Origin of the sequence: Prevotella melaninogenica, from assembly GCF_013267595.1 — a bacterium.
GTDB lineage: Bacteria > Bacteroidota > Bacteroidia > Bacteroidales > Bacteroidaceae > Prevotella > Prevotella melaninogenica_D.
Genome location: NZ_CP054010.1, coordinates 51,453 through 68,639 on the forward strand (window position 1 = coordinate 51,453; position 17,187 = coordinate 68,639).

At 39.7% G+C, this 17,187-nt stretch carries 15 protein-coding genes; 7 read left to right on the plus strand and 8 right to left on the minus strand.

From position 1 onward, the window contains the following. Positions 1 to 93 precede the first annotated feature (93 nt). From FIU21_RS00190 to FIU21_RS00205, 4 genes are all read left to right on the plus strand, one after another. Positions 94 to 426 (plus strand): cupin domain-containing protein, encoded by a 333-nt coding sequence (locus FIU21_RS00190; RefSeq protein ID WP_004359966.1) that lies wholly within the window; start codon positions 94 to 96, stop codon positions 424 to 426. 308 nt (positions 427 to 734) lie between these two features. Then, entirely contained in the window at positions 735 to 1,811 is a 1,077-nt protein-coding gene (locus FIU21_RS00195) for a cyclically-permuted mutarotase family protein (RefSeq protein WP_004359964.1), read from the plus strand. Between the two features lie 120 nt (positions 1,812 to 1,931). Beyond that, positions 1,932 to 3,158, plus strand: a complete 1,227-nt coding sequence (locus FIU21_RS00200) for an MFS transporter (protein WP_004359962.1) — start codon at positions 1,932 to 1,934, stop codon at positions 3,156 to 3,158. 98 nt (positions 3,159 to 3,256) lie between these two features. Next, a complete protein-coding gene (locus FIU21_RS00205) occupies positions 3,257 to 4,174 on the plus strand; it encodes a dihydrodipicolinate synthase family protein (protein WP_004359960.1) in 918 nt (305 codons plus the stop codon). 119 nt (positions 4,175 to 4,293) lie between these two features. Here the strand turns inward: FIU21_RS00205 and FIU21_RS00210 are convergent, their stop codons facing one another. Next, positions 4,294 to 5,334: an asparaginase gene (locus tag FIU21_RS00210; protein WP_004359957.1), complete on the minus strand. Its 1,041-nt coding sequence runs from the start codon at positions 5,332 to 5,334 to the stop codon at positions 4,294 to 4,296. Positions 5,335 to 5,779: 445 nt separating this feature from the next. Here FIU21_RS00210 and FIU21_RS00215 point away from each other — a divergent pair, with 445 nt between their 5' ends. From FIU21_RS00215 to mnmE, 3 genes are read left to right on the plus strand one after another with little or no spacing between them, the layout of a single operon-like run. Beyond that, positions 5,780 to 6,655: a nucleoside phosphorylase gene (locus FIU21_RS00215; RefSeq protein ID WP_004359955.1), complete on the plus strand. Its 876-nt coding sequence runs from the start codon at positions 5,780 to 5,782 to the stop codon at positions 6,653 to 6,655. A gap of 8 nt (positions 6,656 to 6,663) precedes the next feature. After that, entirely contained in the window at positions 6,664 to 7,425 is a 762-nt protein-coding gene (locus FIU21_RS00220; RefSeq protein WP_004359954.1) for an exodeoxyribonuclease III, read from the plus strand. A gap of 10 nt (positions 7,426 to 7,435) precedes the next feature. Then, positions 7,436 to 8,824, plus strand: coding sequence for a tRNA uridine-5-carboxymethylaminomethyl(34) synthesis GTPase MnmE (gene mnmE, locus FIU21_RS00225; protein ID WP_004359953.1), 1,389 nt, complete (start codon positions 7,436 to 7,438; stop codon positions 8,822 to 8,824). A 41-nt stretch (positions 8,825 to 8,865) separates the two neighbouring features. Here mnmE and FIU21_RS00230 read toward each other — a convergent pair whose 3' ends face one another. The 7 genes from FIU21_RS00230 to rfbC all read right to left on the minus strand — a co-directional run bounded on the left by FIU21_RS00230 (position 8,866) and on the right by rfbC (position 17,160). Further along, complete coding sequence (locus FIU21_RS00230; protein ID WP_004359952.1) at positions 8,866 to 9,711, minus strand: DUF7281 domain-containing protein; 846 nt, start codon at positions 9,709 to 9,711, stop codon at positions 8,866 to 8,868. 12 nt (positions 9,712 to 9,723) lie between these two features. After that, positions 9,724 to 13,371 (minus strand): ATP-binding protein, encoded by a 3,648-nt coding sequence (locus tag FIU21_RS00235; protein ID WP_004359951.1) that lies wholly within the window; start codon positions 13,369 to 13,371, stop codon positions 9,724 to 9,726. Next, complete coding sequence (locus tag FIU21_RS00240) at positions 13,355 to 13,912, minus strand: condensin complex protein MksE (RefSeq protein WP_004359950.1); 558 nt, start codon at positions 13,910 to 13,912, stop codon at positions 13,355 to 13,357. Before FIU21_RS00240 ends, FIU21_RS00235 begins: the two co-directional genes overlap by 17 nt. Then, positions 13,902 to 14,294 (minus strand): hypothetical protein, encoded by a 393-nt coding sequence (locus tag FIU21_RS13205; RefSeq protein ID WP_231291323.1) that lies wholly within the window; start codon positions 14,292 to 14,294, stop codon positions 13,902 to 13,904. Before FIU21_RS13205 ends, FIU21_RS00240 begins: the two co-directional genes overlap by 11 nt. Further along, a complete protein-coding gene (locus tag FIU21_RS00245; protein ID WP_004359948.1) occupies positions 14,295 to 15,101 on the minus strand; it encodes a hypothetical protein in 807 nt (268 codons plus the stop codon). Positions 15,102 to 15,710: 609 nt separating this feature from the next. After that, positions 15,711 to 16,502 (minus strand): DUF4738 domain-containing protein, encoded by a 792-nt coding sequence (locus FIU21_RS00250; protein ID WP_004359947.1) that lies wholly within the window; start codon positions 16,500 to 16,502, stop codon positions 15,711 to 15,713. A 103-nt stretch (positions 16,503 to 16,605) separates the two neighbouring features. Continuing rightward, positions 16,606 to 17,160, minus strand: coding sequence for a dTDP-4-dehydrorhamnose 3,5-epimerase (rfbC, locus tag FIU21_RS00255; protein ID WP_004359946.1), 555 nt, complete (start codon positions 17,158 to 17,160; stop codon positions 16,606 to 16,608). Positions 17,161 to 17,187: the final 27 nt, after the last annotated feature.

Sequence of the window (17,187 nt, forward strand, 5' to 3'; positions counted from 1 at the left end):
TTGTGCTTGATAGACTGCATTCGGTAATCTGTGAGTAATCGTTCATAGCATCCATTTGCACTATCTTCATATAAGAATTAAAAACCATACATTATGATTATTGATTTTGACAAGATTACCGAAGAGCATATTGAAGGCTTTAAAGGGGGTGAAGGAAAATTGGATGTGCGTGCTTTTGTAGATGATCAGACACGTATCATGTACTCAACCTTGCGTCCTGGTGCAAATAGTGGAAAGCATCAGCATGTTGGCTCTTTTGAGGTTATGTATGTTATTAGTGGTGAACTGACTGTTCATTATGACGATACAACGGAAGTTGCAAGGGTAGGACAGTTACATTATTGTCCAGAAGGGCACTTCCATTGGTTTGAAAACTGTACGGACCACGATGTCGTTTACCTTGCTATTGTACCAACTTTGAGGTAAGTGCGAATTCTTTTCATGAAAAAAAATATTTATTGTCGTGAAGAAAAATATTTCTTTTTATGAAAATAATTCTTTTCTTTCATGAAAAGAAATTGTTAATGATGATGTCATATAGCCTCAGTCATCTCATTCTTTTTCCTTAAATAGCAGGAGAATGTAGGTTGTTTGTGGTTAGTAAGCAAATTGATTATGGCATGGAATTTTACATTATACGTACGTAAATACTGTTGTATAGTTGTATTATTGTAAGAAGGGGGGTAACCCAAGCGATATTTTAACCTAAAACGATGAGAATTAAAAACCTAATAATGACAACGATAACTTTATTGACGGGATTGGGTGCAAACGCCTCTGATGCCGATAGCTTAATGGTGATGCGTGGTTTTCCTACGGATGAAGTAGGAATAGAACATGGCGTTTCTGCTTGTTATGCAGGTAGAATTGATGACCAACTTGTTATGGCTGGTGGTTGTAACTTTCCAGTAAATACGTTGGATCCTGATAGTAAGAAGGTTTATTACAGTGGGATTTATGCTACCAAAACTGACGATGGAAATCAACTGAATTGGAAGTTGGTTGGTCACTTGCCTGAACCATTGTCTTATGGTGTTACTGTGACTTGCGACAACAGTATGATTGTGGTAGGCGGAATGAATAACGACGGAAGCTATGGAAAAGTTTATCGTGTAACTCTTGTTGATGGTAAAGCTGAAGTTTCGACTCTCCCTTCTATGCCTTGCTCAGTGGATAATATGGCTGGTGCTTTGGTCGGTAAACATCTCTATATAGCAGGAGGAGCAATGGATGGTAAGGCTTCTAATCGTGTTTTGCACCTTGACTTAGATAATATCTCAGCAGGATGGAAGGACATAAAACCCTTCCCTGGTATGGTACGTGTGCAGCCAGTAGCAGGTTGTATGGGTGACAATCGTTTCTGTCTTTTCGGTGGTTTCGCTCCTGCAGCAAATGGTGAGGAAGCAAAGTTGGCGATGGATGGTTGCGTTTATGATGAGACTACTGATGAATGGCAGGTGCTTGAAGGTCCGAAGGACGATAAGGGAGAACCGCTGTTTGTAGGTGGTGGTACGGCTATCAACCTATGCAAAGATCAGCTTTTGGTGATGGGAGGCGTTAATAAAGACGTTTTCCTCTCAGCTGTTAATCATCCTCAACCAGATTATTTGAGTCATCCTGTTGAGTGGTATCGCTTTAATCCATACACTTTATACTATAATAAAGATGGCTGGAAGGTACTTTATAAGAGTTCAGAAACGGCACGTGCTGGTGCAGCCTTGGCACAGACAGATCATGGTTTGTACGTGATTGGTGGAGAGTTGAAGCCAAGAGTGCGTAGTAATCAGATAGTAAAGTACCCGAAACGCTAATATCTATCAGTGAAATTTTGCTCCTAATTTAAGTAATTTATTAATCGCCCGTTGTACTCTATGACATTCATCACTTACTTATGTAAGATGAATGAGATGCGGGGAGGGCTGTAATCTTTTATGAAAAAATACTATCCTTGGGTACTTGTTGCCCTCCTTTGGTTTGTAGCCTTACTGAATTATATGGATCGACAGATGTTGTCGACGATGCAGGAAGCTATGAAAGTCGATATTGCAGAACTAAATCACGCAGAGGCTTTTGGTGCATTGATGGCTGTTTTCTTGTGGATTTACGGTATTGTAAGTCCATTCGCAGGTATTATTGCCGACCGAGTTAGTCGTAAGTGGCTTGTTGTTGGTAGCATCTTTGTATGGTCTGCTGTGACTTATCTTATGGGTTATGCTGAGAGTTTCGACCAACTTTATTGGCTCCGTGCCTTTATGGGCATTAGCGAAGCACTTTATATTCCTGCAGCTTTGTCGCTCATTGCTGATTGGCATGAGGGAAAATCACGCTCATTAGCGATAGGTATTCACATGACAGGACTTTATGTTGGTCAGGCTGTTGGAGGTTTTGGCGCAACGTTGGCAGCGATGTTCTCATGGCATGCAGCTTTTCATTGGTTTGGTATCGTTGGTATTATTTATTCAATTGTATTACTTTTATTCTTGAAAGAGAATCCTAAGCATGGACAGAAAGCGGTTTTACAAGGTGAGACTAAGTTAAGTAAGAATCCTTTCCGTGGATTGTCTATCGTCTTCTCTACATGGGCTTTCTGGGTGATACTCTTCTACTTTGCCGTACCAAGTCTCCCGGGTTGGGCAACAAAGAACTGGTTGCCAACACTGTTTGCTAATAGCTTGGATATTCCAATGTCAAGTGCTGGTCCAATGTCTACGATAACAATTGCGGTGTCATCATTCATTGGCGTTATCATGGGTGGTATTGTTTCTGATTGTTGGGTACAGCGTAACTTGCGAGGACGTGTCTATACCAGTGCCATTGGACTTGGTCTTACCGTTCCAGCCCTTATGTTATTGGGCTTTGGTCATAGTCTTGTAGCTGTCGTCGGAGCAGGTTTATGCTTTGGTATTGGTTATGGTATGTTTGATGCTAACAATATGCCAATCCTCTGTCAGTTCATTTCTTCAAAGTATCGCAGTACTGCTTATGGTATTATGAACATGACCGGAGTCTTCGCTGGTGCTGCTGTTACACAGGTATTAGGCAAGTGGACTGATGGTGGTAACCTTGGTAATGGCTTTGCTATCTTGGGATGTATTGTTGTCTTAGCTTTGGTTTTACAGCTCTCTTGTTTGAAACCAACAACCGACAATATGGAGTAACGAATCGCTTATAATTGCTTATTATTATCATATATAATCGCCTTTCCCACGCATACAACCCCCTTTTAGAGGATTAAAGGTGGAGGGCAACAATGTTTATGGAAAAGATTATTGGATTAATTGACGCACCGTTCACGCCATTCTATGCTAATGGCGATGTCAATCTTGAGCCTATTGAGGCTTATGCAGCCATGTTGCAGAAGAACGGTTTGAAGGGAGTGTTTATTAATGGTTCATCTGGTGAGGGCTATATGCTCACAACTGAGGAGCGTATGCAGTTAGCTGAACGCTGGATGCAGGCTGCACCAGAGGGCTTCAAGGTTATTGTACACGTGGGTAGTTGTTGCTTGCGTGAGAGCGTACGTTTGGCAGAACATGCAGAGAAGATTGGTGCATGGGGTATCGGAGCTATGGCTCCTCCATTCCCAAAGATTGGTCGTATCGAGGAGTTAGTGAAGTATTGTGAGACAATTGCAGCCGCAGCTCCCTCACTTCCTTTCTACTACTACCACATCCCAGCATTCAATGGTGCATTCTTATCTATGCTCGAACTCTTGAAAGCAGTCGATGGTCGTATCCCTAACTTTGCAGGCATTAAGTACACCTTCGAGAGTCTTTATGAGTACAACCAATGCCGTCTTTACAAGGATGGTAAGTTTGATATGCTGCATGGACAGGACGAAACGATTCTCCCAAGTTTGGCTCAAGGTGGTGCAAAGGGTGGTATCGGTGGCACAACCAACTATAATGGTCGTGAACTGACAGGTATCATCGAGGCATGGAACAAGGGTGACATCGAAATAGCACGTGAGAAACAAAACTTCTCACAAGAGGTTATCAACGTTATTTGTCACTTCCGTGGTAACATCGTTGGTGGTAAGCGCATCATGAAGTTGATGGGTTTTGACCTTGGTCCTAACCGTGTTCCATTCCAGAATATGACAGATGAAGAAGAGGCACGCATGAAGAAAGAACTTGAAGAAATTGGTTTCTTTGAGCGTTGCAATAAGTTCTAACAAACATAATTCAGCCCAATATTTCCTTTTATTCTTCCTTTCAATACATGTTAATTTGTAGGAAGAGTGGGAAATATTGGGCTGTTTTGTTTTTCTATCAAGTCGTTTGCAGTAGTCTATCAATTATAGATAGTGATTTCCCCTGCAATAGATTGGTTCATGTATTTACGAATCGTTTCAGTATCGTTATACTTAGCTTGCAGATACATCAACTTTGTTACAGCAGCTTCAACCGTACTATCATAACCGCTAATAACACCAGTGTCCTTGAGTTGATAACCCGTATCGTAACGATTCATCTCAACTTGTCCGCTGATACACTGACTGATATTAACCACAATAACGTCACGTTCTGAAACCTTACGAAGTATGTTCATAAGCCAAGGTTGCTGTGGAGCGTTTCCACTTCCGTATGAACGCATGACAATACTTCTCAACTCTGGTGCATCAAACATGTGATGAATCAAATGCTCTTCGATACCGGGGAAGAGAGAGAAGATAATCACATTGTTATCCAACTCGAAGTGTGGCACCATTGGCTTCGTAAAGTCTGGCTTTAATATACTGTGTTCTTTAAAGTTGAAGTTGACACCAGCCTCGCAGAGATGAGGATAATTAAAAGTGTCAAACGCATTAAACTCGTCTGCATTCTGCTTCGTTGAGCGGTTGCCTCGTAGGAGATGACCGCTAAAGTAGATACAAACCTCTGGTACCATTGGAGTGCCATCTAAGTGATGTGCAGATGCCAATTCAAGACTTGTCATGAGGTTTTCCTTACCGTCCGTACGTAGCTGACCTATTGGAAGTTGTGAACCAGTAAGGATGATTGGCTTTGTGAGGTGTTCAAACATAAATGACAAGGCAGAGGCTGTGTAAGACATCGTGTCTGTACCATGCAAAACAACAAAACCATCATACTCATCATATCGGTCTGAAATGACTTTCACCAGCTGCTTCCATCTCACTGGTGACATATCAGAAGAGTCGATAGGAGGGTCGAACTGATAGGTGTCAACCTCTGTAGGAATTAGTTTGAACTCGGGAACGTTCTCAACAAGATGATTGAAGTCTAAGGGCTCCAATGCGCCTGTCCGTTGGTTATGTCCCATACCAATGGTACCGCCTGTATAAATAAGTAATACTTTGTTGGTTCTGTTCATCGTGCATTAGTTTGTTATTTTTGCAAAGATAAGAAAAACATTTAATTCCCATCGTAATTTTAAAAGATAATTTTCTATATAATGCTGTATGGTAAGCAAATATCTTATATGTTAGTTGTTAGTGGCTTGTTTCATAAGGTAATGTCCTTTATTTTATCGTTTTCTTTTGCTATATTGGGGCTCGTTAAGCCTTGTTTTGTAGGTAAGCACCAATGGTGTTAATGCTTAGCACTATTGGTGCTGACGCTCCGCACCATTGGTGCTGATGCTTAATTGCGATGTTATATATCTCCTTTTTTGGGGCGGAAACTATGTTATTAGCCCTTTTGTAAGGCTTCCTACCGATGTGTTTTTTCCTTTACAACGTTTGGTTATCTCTTCTTTTATGCTTACCTTTGTTTTTTTAACATGATCAATCACAATATTACCAAATCAACTTTCGACTATGGAGAAGAAATATTTTGCCCCTTCAGAACTGATTATAAATGAGGATGGAAGTATCTTCCACTTGCACTTGAAGCCAGAGAATCTTGCAGATAAAGTTATTCTTGTTGGTGACCCTGGACGTGTAGCACTCGTTGCTTCACACTTTGAGAATAAAGAATGTGAGGTTTCTAATCGTGAGTTCTGTGCTATCACAGGTACTTTCAAGGGAAAGAGAATTACGGTTTTGAGTACAGGTATTGGCTGTGACAATATTGATATCGTTTTAAACGAATTAGATGCGCTTGCTAATATCGATTTCAAGACACGTACAGAGAATGAGCAGTTGCGTCAGTTGACACTCGTACGAATCGGTACTTGTGGAGGATTGCAGCCTTACACTCCTGTTGGTACTTACATTGCGTCTGCCAAGAGTATTGGTTTCGATGGCTTGTTAAACTTCTATGCAGGTCGTAATCAGGCTTCTGACCTTGAGTTTGAAGCGGAATTCAAGAAGCAGGTTGAATGGGATTCGCAGTTGGGAAATCCATACGTGGCTTGTGCTGATAAGGAGTTGCTTGACACTATCGCTGCTGATGATATGGTACGTGGTGTTACGATTGCTTGTGGAGGATTCTTCGGACCACAGGGACGTGAACTTCGTTTGCCATTGCAGGACCCTAAACTGAATGAGAAGATAGAAAACTTCTCTTATAATGGTATGCAGGTAACTAACTTCGAGATGGAGTCATCGGCTCTTGCTGGTCTTGCAACGCTTATGGGGCATAAGGCTGTAACGGTTTGTATGGTTATTGCCAACCGTCTTGCAAAAGAAGCAAATGCAAGCTATAAGAATACTATCGACGGCTTGATAGAGAAGGTGTTGGAGAGAATATAGGACTCTTTATGAGGATAATTTCTTGGAATACTTTTGGTATTAGGACAGCTTTACCAAATCTTCAGAAGATGTTGGAAAGCTGTACTCCTGATATAGTATGTTTACAAGAAACCAAAGTAAGAACGCAATATGCCAATTTTGACTTTAAAGGCTATCAACAGTATTGGAATGAGTCAACAGACTTTGCACATTTAGGTACTGCTCTTCTGTTAAAATCAAGCACGCTTATATCTGTTACATATGATAACTTTGATGTATATTACGACAAAGGGAATGTCATTGTTACAGAGTTAAAGGAGATTTATGTTGTATGTGTTTATGTTCCTTATGCAGGGGCAACAGCAACAACAAGAGATAATAGACACCATTGGTATAAATGTTTTCAAAGTATTATTCACCAATTACAGCAAAATAAGCCATGTGTTATATGTGGTGATTTCAATGTTGTGCAGCAAGATATAGATGCTTGGGATAAGGCTGTTATAAACACTTCTTTAGCTTGTTTTAGTAAAGAAGAACGTGCAGAGATTGGAAGGTTTGTTCAAGAAGAACAGTTGATTGATGTCTATCGTTACCTATATCCCAGCACTAAAAGTGAGGGATTTACTTATTTCCCATTCGGGTCTGACTATAGAAAGAATAAGAAAGGGTATAGAATAGACTTGTTTCTCATTAGCAAACAATTAATCAGTAAGGTTGTTGACTGCTATCCATTACAGGATGTGGAAGGCTCATGTAATGTCCCTCTCTTACTCGATATAGATATATAACAATAGTAAAATGAATTCAAAGGGTATATTTTTATCAGCATCTGATACTGTGTGTAGTCTCGCTACTCAGCCGGGTGGAGCTATAGGTGTCATCCGTGTGAGTGGTGAGAAGGCGATAGAAGTAACGGACAAAGTCTTTCATGGTGTTCGTGGAAAGCATTTAACAGATGCGAAAGGGAACACCTTGCATTATGGTGAAATCCTCGATAAGGAGGGAAATACCATTGATGATGTTTTAGTTAGTGTCTTCCGTGCTCCCCATAGTTATACGGGTGAGAACAGTACGGAGATATCCTGTCATGGTTCTGCTTATATTCTTAATCAGGTTGTAAAGGCACTCATTAATGCTGGCTGTCGTCAGGCTCAGCCGGGAGAGTATACACAGCGCGCTTATCTGAATGGTAAGATGGATCTTAGTCAGGCAGAAGCTGTTGCCGACCTTATCGCTGCTTCTAATCGTGCTACGCATCAAGTGGCTTTGAGTCAACTGAAGGGCCATTTTAGTTCAGAGCTTTCACTCTTGCGTGAACAGCTTTTGAAAATGACTTCTTTGTTGGAGTTAGAACTTGATTTCTCTGATCATGAGGAACTTGAGTTTGCTGATCGTACAGAACTAAAAGCTTTGGCAGAGACGATTCATCAAAAGATAAAACTTCTCACAGATTCCTTTGAGACGGGTAAGGCTTTGAAGAAAGGTGTGCCTGTAGCCATTGTTGGTAAGACAAATGTGGGTAAGTCGACTCTGTTGAATTGCCTTCTTCATGAGGAGAAAGCTATTGTTTCAGATATTCATGGTACGACACGCGATGTCATTGAAGATACTACAGAAATCAAAGGTGTCACATTCCGTTTTATAGATACGGCTGGTATTCGTCACACTGATGATCAAATTGAGAAGTTAGGCATTGAGCGCGCTTATCAAAAGATGGATGAGGCAGCCATTGTTTTGTGGGTTATTGATGAACAACCAACAGCAGAAGAATGTACTGAAATGCAACGTTTGACACAGGGTAAGCACTTGATAACAATCTTCAATAAAATCGATAGTAAAGCGGTAGAGCCTAAGCAGGTAGATAATGACTTACATACAGTCTATATATCAGCGAAGTTAAAGCAAAATATTAAGGCTTTGGAGGAGGCTATTTATGAAGCTGCTGATATCCCTGAGATAAGTGAGAATAGTGTTATCATTACTTCTGCGCGTCATTACGAGGCATTAACGCATGCTGACGAATCTATCTTACGTGTCATAGAAGCTCTCGACTTTGGACTTAGTGGTGACCTTGTTAGTGAAGACTTGCGCATCTGTCTTCATCAACTCGCCGATATAACAGGCGGGCAGATTACCCCACATGAAGTGCTTGGAAATATATTTAAGCACTTCTGTATAGGTAAGTAAGGTCTTTGGATAGGTTACTCTCTTTGTTTCATAAGTCCTTATTATTGAGAAATGTAACCCTCTTGATCATAGCCCTTACGCTCATGATGAATGAGGTCTATCAATTGTTGAATCTCTATTCTGTCTGATTTAATATCCTTATAACGAGCATATTGTTCGTTATAACGTCTTGTTGAGCCGCATCTTAACCGTGAGGAGATATCTTCTGGGATTAAGAAAGATGTGCGTTCTGTGCCTAAATGCTTCTGAAACTCAGACAGGAATATATGAATACCAGCCAAATCAAAGTCGCCAAAGTGGATATATGGATTGGGGATAGATGCCAGCCATTCTTTAAGATCGGTTGATTGTGGATAGCGTGAGACGAACAGTACCTTTTGTGAAAGTCCATGTTTATGTAGGTACTCATCGAAGAATAGTCTTTGTTGACGAACTTTTCTGAAATTCTCCATATTCTCAATTCCAATGATAATCACGTTGTTTGGAATCGTAAATGTTCTCCAATCAGAAACAAAAAAGAAATATCCTTCTTGTGGATTGATGGTAAATGGTTCTTTATTCAATCGACATTCAATCGACTCATACGTATTCACTGGGAATCCAGGACACGAGCGTATAGTCACGAGTTTAGAGTTTCCTGTCTCGCTTGCCATTAAACTCCTTGACTCAGAATTACCGACATCTAATATTCGATAGTTCTCATCTTTATCAATAAGAAACCTTTTTAATGCTTCGATATTGTTGGCACGATACGATTTTCTCGACCCATGTATAATGATTTGCAATAGACCTTCCTGGATAAGTTCTGTCAGTAGGCTATTACTTATCCTTGAGCCTGCAACGGTCTCACCAGCTATTAACGCTTGTATAGATGCACTTACTGCCATAGTCTTTCGATGTTATATTCTCTTTAAAAGTTTCTCAACTTTCGTCTTTACACCATGCTTGCTTAGTAGGTAGGTGTACCGATAATCGTACGGATTATAGGATGTTGGTGAACTATTTATTAGCTGGATATTACGTGAGTTGGCAAACTGTAAGATGCCTTTAATGTTGTTTGGATGTAGACGACCAATCTCATCCATCATACAATGGACGATGAAATCACCACTCTTACGGGCTGCCTTCTTCTTGAATACGTTGATAAGCATGATGTTAACCATTGCCTTCACTAAGATGTCTGTTCCGTCTGAACCAACGTTATTAATGCGTTCTACCCAGCTTGTATCATTGTCGTTCTCCTTTACACGGAACTGTAAACGGAAGGCATCACCCAATGATACGATGTTACGATTTGGCTCGTTCTGTAACTGATGAGATAAGCTCTTTAGATAGTCTACAACCTTTCGGTTTACTTCATCACGATTATCACTTGAGAAGAGGTTAAGTTCTCCTATAGAAAGCGCATTCTCTATGCAGTAATTATGAATAGATATAAGCAACTGCATAAGCTTGTCTGACGACTCATTTGCTCTTAATTCTATACTTTTAATGACTCCAGCAAAGTTCTTCTCAACAAAGTCTCGATTGATGTCAAGGATTACTCCATCTACATCTGATCTACGTTTCATCAACGCGCCGACCTCAGTTGAAATACGTCCCAAGATGTCTTTGTAATGTTCACTGGTGCGTCTTCGATACTCTTCTATCTTATTATTGTCGATAAACTCTTGTAAGTCAACTGCAATTTGCATGTAATCATCGTCTGTGATAGGCATTGTGTTGAAGTGAAAAGCATTCTGAGGCTTAAAGTTACGATTGAAGTTTACGACAGTTCCTTTTAGTATCTCAATGGCTTCTCGTTTCTGATTAATGGTACCTCTCAGCTGACTTATTAGCTGTAGACAGTCTAAATGTGTAGACTTTACCTTATTGTCAGCGAGATAATCGTTGGATACTAAGTGTTCATTTTCTATAACTTGATGATATTGATTTAGCCCATCTCGTCTATGAGCGAGGTCTTTTTGTATCGCTCTCTGTTGGTCTTCAAATGCTTGCTTCTTCTTTTCTATGCGTATTCGTTTGTCTTCGTAGCGTTGTTGCAACATAATAAGTCGCTGCCCAATCTCCTTTATATTGTTTCTAATATCAACTTCTTTGGAGAAGAGAGTTTCCACCGCATCTTCGTATTTGATTACGTCATTGCGGTCTGTTTCTATCTGTTGAAGTAGCTTGTTAAGTTCATCAAGTGCTTTGCGATATTCGTTCAATAGTTTGATATCTACTCCCTTACCTTCAAGCTCAGCTTTTTGTTGCTTGTCAAGTTGAGCTTTTTGATTTTCAAACTCCTGATTATGCAATTCAGATTCAGTCTTTTGTTGCTCTTGAAACGCATGTAGTTCATTATTAAGTGCCTTTACAGACCTATTGAACGCTGCATCAAGTTCCTTCAAGTCCTTTTCGTTCTTAGCATCATTCTTGGCTTGTCTTTCTTTCTCAGCTTCAACTTTAAGAGTGGCATCATTGAATGCACGCATACGTAACTCTTGTTCGCTTGAGATTATTTCCTGCTCTTCCATCTCTAATTTATGCCGTTGGTTCTGCAGGTTCTGTCTCTTTGTAGGTATTTGTTCAGCCTCCACTCTTAACTGAGTAGCCTCTTGACGTAATGGTTTAAGTAGGTTACCATACTTCTTACCGAGTTTAGATATTTCCTCTTGAAGGGTTACTGGTAGTTGTGATAACTGTCTATTCAATAGCTGAAGTTGGCTCTCTAAATTTTTCTTCTTTGTCCTATACTCATCAGGGGTACGATGGGTAGGCTCAATATTTTCCAAGTTGAGCTTTACTCCAAATAGATTGTCTGTGTTATTATCTAATGTTGGTTCAAGTCCTTGGGCATAGAGTATTCGTTCTTCATCTACAACTTTTCCAATCGTATCTTCCCACCCTTCAGCGTTCTCACACAACCAATGATACAGTGAATCATCTAAATGTGACAGCAAGTCGTTGATTCTTGCAATCTCATTACGGCATATTGCGCGCTCGTTCTCCAATCGTTTTTGTTCCTGCAAAGAGGCTTGTTTCAATTCAGCCTCTTTCATTTCGAATTCGTTAGTCAGCTTTTCTATTTGAACCCTAACAGTTGTCTGCTGTGCCTTATTAGCCTTTTCATTGGTATCTAATTGCAGCAGCTGCTCCTTTACCAGCTTGATATCATTCTCTTTAGGGTGCCATTGACGTAGTTCTTTAACTCTACTGTCAGCTCTATACTGTTCAGCAGTAAGACTGTGAAGACGTTCTTTGGATTCGAGTGACCAAGCACGATACGCATTCATAACCAGGTTTCTGTTCTTAGAGCGTTCTTCTTCATAGCGATTACGTTCTTGTTGTAGCTCTGTTTGCTTTGTATATAAACTCTCTCTCTGCCTATTGATAAATGCTTGATGAGCATTTTCAAGTTTCGCTTTGGCGATATTATACTTCTCTGCTATTGAAGCATTCGTTTTGAGTAAATCATCCAATAGCATTTTTTTCTCATCCGCCTCATACTTTAATGACTTCTCACGAGCGTTAAGAGCAACCTTTTCTTTTATATTGATAGCATCAAAATACTTTCGTTTCTCAGCTATCTCTTTCAGTTTACTATTCTTCCCACCAAGGTCTTGATTGAGTGAGTCTTTTTCTTTGTCATAGTCTGCTTTAAGTTCCTTCTGACGTTTACTCTCTTTCTCAATATTGTTTCTTACATCTAAAAGTTTACTTTCTAATAGTGGTATTTGTTGTTCATCGTCCGCTACAACGTAGTTCAACATGTGCCATACATCAAGTAGTTGCTGATCAAACGCAACAATCTTACGCCCCTGTTCAGCTATTTTCAGTGCCTGCTGGCGTACGGGATAAATTCCGTCACGTGTCTGTCGGAACCAACAGTCTATTTCATCGTATTCCCTTTCAAAGTCTGTTACCAGTCTTCTGTACGTTTGTAAATCAATAGGGTGGTCTTCGTCAGCCATTGACTGGATGATAGTATTCTTCACAAAGTCAGCATCCAACTTCGTGTTAAGGAATACATTTTGAATACTTCGGGGTATATTTTGATAGTGAGAACTCTGTACTAAGGCATAGCGAGTAAACTTGTGGTCGTGTGTGTTACCAAAGATAATGTCCTTAAACATTACCCCAGAGTCGATTCTTGCTGACACACTCACATTCTTATCAATACGTTCACGTATCTTGACCCAGTCACTCAACACCTGTTTATCATTATCAATGAGCCACTCCCTTTGGTATGGTGCATCAATAAACCGCCAAGAAGCACGTCCTTGGTATCGGTTGACTAATATGGTATATGCTCCATTATCACGCATTACCTCATAGAGGATATGCGAATTAGATTGGCGGAAATAGAACTCATCAAACGACTTCTGGCCTTGTTGAATACCCAACTTATGCTTGTCGGCATTGTAGAAGAATAGTAGTGCTCTTAGTACTGTACTCTTTCCTACACCCTGCGTTCCAGTGAAATGCACGTTACCATCTACTGATATTTCTGCGTATGGAATATTCGCACTATTGATAAATATGATTCTATTCAGGTATTTCATCTTCGTTAGCTATTTGAATCATGTTAACCATTTCCTCAGCATAACGGAATGCAGAGGTTATCTTAAAAGTCTCATCTTGAATATTGACACATTCAGCAAAGCCCATGTTTTGCATCTCTTGGAGTAGCTTGTTTACTATCTCTTGATTTGAGCCTGCGCCATACTTTTTAAACAAGTGGTTGGCTTTCTCCTTCAATTCAATATCCAAACTGATTTGTTCTATCAGATGTCCTTTACGAAATTGATAGCCTGCAGAGAATGCTTGGTTATAGCATTTAAGGAAGTCAAGATAATCAAGCCACTTAGAGAAACTCTCTAACTTCTGTTCTATAGCTTGTTTCCCTTCCCCTATACGAGAGAAGTAGAAGTAACCATTGCCTTGTTCTAATTGTAGACCAACTTCTTTAAAGTAGTCTGCATAATCTTCAAAGTTCTCTTCTAAGTCATCGTATAGATGGCGGATAGAGTTGTCTGAACTGTCAACAGAGAGGAATTCTCCGCGGATTAATCGTTCATATATTCGTTGAGTGTTATTTCGCATAGATGATTGGATATTCAATGTTTTGGTAAGTTGCGTATTCTCCTGTCATTTTACATTCATCGGGGTGTAGGATGACAAGTTGACAAAAGAGGGTTGCATGATCTTCTATTTCACGTTTTGTCGTGTAGTTGTATCTGAGGATAAATTCAAAGAGATTGTAGCTTGAGGCAGCAAAGGCATTCCACACTTCAGTAGGATCAATCTCTTTCAGAAGTTGTACTTGCTCTTGTAAGTCTTCCTTTGTAAGTGGCTCTGCCTCTGTTCGTGACGTCTTTTGTATACCATTACGTTCTGCTATTCTCCTTAAAACCTTTGCTATCTCATCATTCTCTCTTAATGCCTCCAATGAAAGACGAATCTTACTATATTGCCGAGACTCCATTCATAGTGGATTGTTATCTTCTAATACTTGTGTAATATTAGTTTCTGTCTTGATGAGAACTTGGTCTTTCAGATACTTTAATTTGCGTATCTTTTTGTAAAGCTGGTTCTGTTGGTCTATTTGATTGATATAGACAATAATCTGTCTGTCTATCTCCATCAGTGCATGATAGGCTTCAACGAAATCGTGTCTTACATTGCTACAGGTCTTAGCCATGTGTGGGTCATTGGCGATAATGAAGAAAGCTTGCTCGTTGTCCATTAGTTTCTCACATTCACGTATCATTGAGCGTATGCTATGACTTTTCTCATCAAGATTCTGTAGTTTCGTTTTCTTGTTGAGATAGTTGGGTTCTTGCTTATAGGTGTTATCCATGTTTCGTTTCAAGTCCACCACATTTTTCAACGTCCTAAAGCCTGTCTTCTTCAAGAGTTGGCGTACACTATCTTGGTAGCCAGCCTTCCGATTTACGTTTGTCTCTTGTAGGAAATAAGTGATATGCTCCTTTAGTGTGTTGATACATTCCTGCACACTTAACACACTTATTTCCTCATTCACGTTTAGTACCTCCTCGAAGAAATTAAGATAGTCGCTTTCTATTTCAAGAGAATTGCCAGTTTCTACTACTACACCATAGTCAATGAGCCTACTTAGTCGGCTCTCGTTTTCGCCGACCAACTCCAGTGCTATAGCTTTGGGGAACTTTATCAGCTTTCGCTTTTCAAACATCTCACTCAGTAGTTTTTGTTCGCGTGAGAGTGTTTTAGTAAGCTCTTCTATTGTTCTAAAGTGTGACAGTATGTCCATGTGCTTGTTTTATATATCAAGAGTATGATAGTCTTTGACTTTATTATTGAATAAGGTGGAATTTAGCAAGAATTCTTAATACATAAGTTTTGTATGGATAAGAATTTGTTTGCTATCTGACCAGCATCTTATACTTTAGGTATTAAAACAGATACAAATATAATAATTACTTTTGAACAATGTTGCTAATTCTTGATGAAATCTGAGTAACTTATGGTAAACACACCATGTACATATCTTTTTATCGGTATATTCGTGTGAAATAGATAGTAATAGACGAACTTATATACATCTTTCTCTTATTGTGCGGGTGCTCCGCACATGTGGTGCGGAGGCTTAGCACTATGCGTGCGGATGCTTAACACCATACAAGTTTATGGTAAGGATAAAGGTAACTTATCGTCAAGAAGTATACAAAAGTTATCTGATTGGCATAAGTCTCTTTGTGATTAGGAAGACGTAAGCGTATGATAAATAGCATTTTATATAGTTTAGTTTCTTCTTTCTGTTTAATTAGGTTGTATTAAAAAAACGCACTTAATCACAAACGTAACTAAGTGCGGATATGGATTTGTTTTTCTTTTGATTATCTGTCAGTGATAATCAATATTACTTTAACTTCTTACTCATTCTTCCGTCAGGTGTCACTCTCAGTTCGATAACGTATGTTGTGGCGGCATCAGGGATTCCGATAATAACATAATAGTAGAGTGCTTTGGCATCAGCATGCGTGAAATACATCTTACGTAGGATGCTACCAGAGAGGAAAGTCTTAGGGATAAGCGACTGGAACTCCTGCTTACGGAAGTCATGTGCAAAGACAGGAGTACCATGATTGTACAATCGTAGTGACGCAACATTATCAAGATAGATGTTGTCAACTTCTACTCCATTATCATTATAAGTCGATTTAACCACTTTGTCGGAGGTTGTTTGTACATGAACTTTACTTTGGAAATAACCTAAGTCTGTACGGATAACGGTATCTTGTGATTGCTCCAAGAAGGTGTTCATAGCGTAAACATGATAGTTAAAGGCTGAATAGAGTGCTTTATCATTACTCTTTATCAACTTTACTTCATCACCATTTTGGTTGGCAAATTTCAGTAGGTGAGCAGCTTGTTTTTCTATTTTATAGCCATGAATGCTTTGACCTTGCAGGTAGATAGTGTCTTGATAAATCCAGAAGCGTACAGGCATACTGGCTGAATCAGGGTAGAAAATACTGTCTCCCTTAACCAACATGGCAGGATCACTGTTCTCACCATTGGTCCATAAGCCCTGTAACATCTCTTTTGCTTGCTTATCTTCGTGTTGCTGTTGAAAATCAGTTCCACGATTCTTGCAAGCCGTTAAAAGAACCAGTAACGTTAATATGCAGACAAATAACTTCTGTTTCATCTTTACTGATACATAGTAGAACGCTCCGATTGTACGTTCGTAAATAAATTTGTTATGTCGGACGCACAATCACTGCGCCCGATATTGTAAATGATTTTGGTGTTTATTCAAATACTTTAGCGTCCTTCAAAGACAGTCCCTTGTTAAGGTCTTTGTCTGAAAGTATGACATCTTTTGCATCGATAGGCCACTTAACAGCTACCGTTTCATCATTCCAACGAAGGCTTGCTTCAGTCTGTGGAGAGTAAACATTATCCACCTTATAAGTAAAGATGGCCTCATCAGAAAGAACGAGGAAGCCATGTGCAAAGCCACGTGGTACGAAGAACTGACGCTTGTTCTTGTCAGACAGTTCAACCATAACATACTTTCCGAATGTAGGTGAGCTCTTGCGAAGGTCAACAGCTACATCAACTACCTTACCTTTGATGACACGCACTAACTTAGCCTGTGCGGTATCGCCCTCTTGGTAATGTAATCCACGCAGAACACCATAGCTTGATTTAGACTCGTTGTCCTGTATGAAATCAACATGATAACCAACGTTTTTGTCGAATTCAGACTGTTTGAAGGATTCAAAGAAATAACCTCTATCGTCATTAAACACCTTAGGTTCAATAATCCAAACGCCATCAATTTCTGTCTTGATAAACTCCATAGCTTTATTTTTAGTTCTTATTGCAAA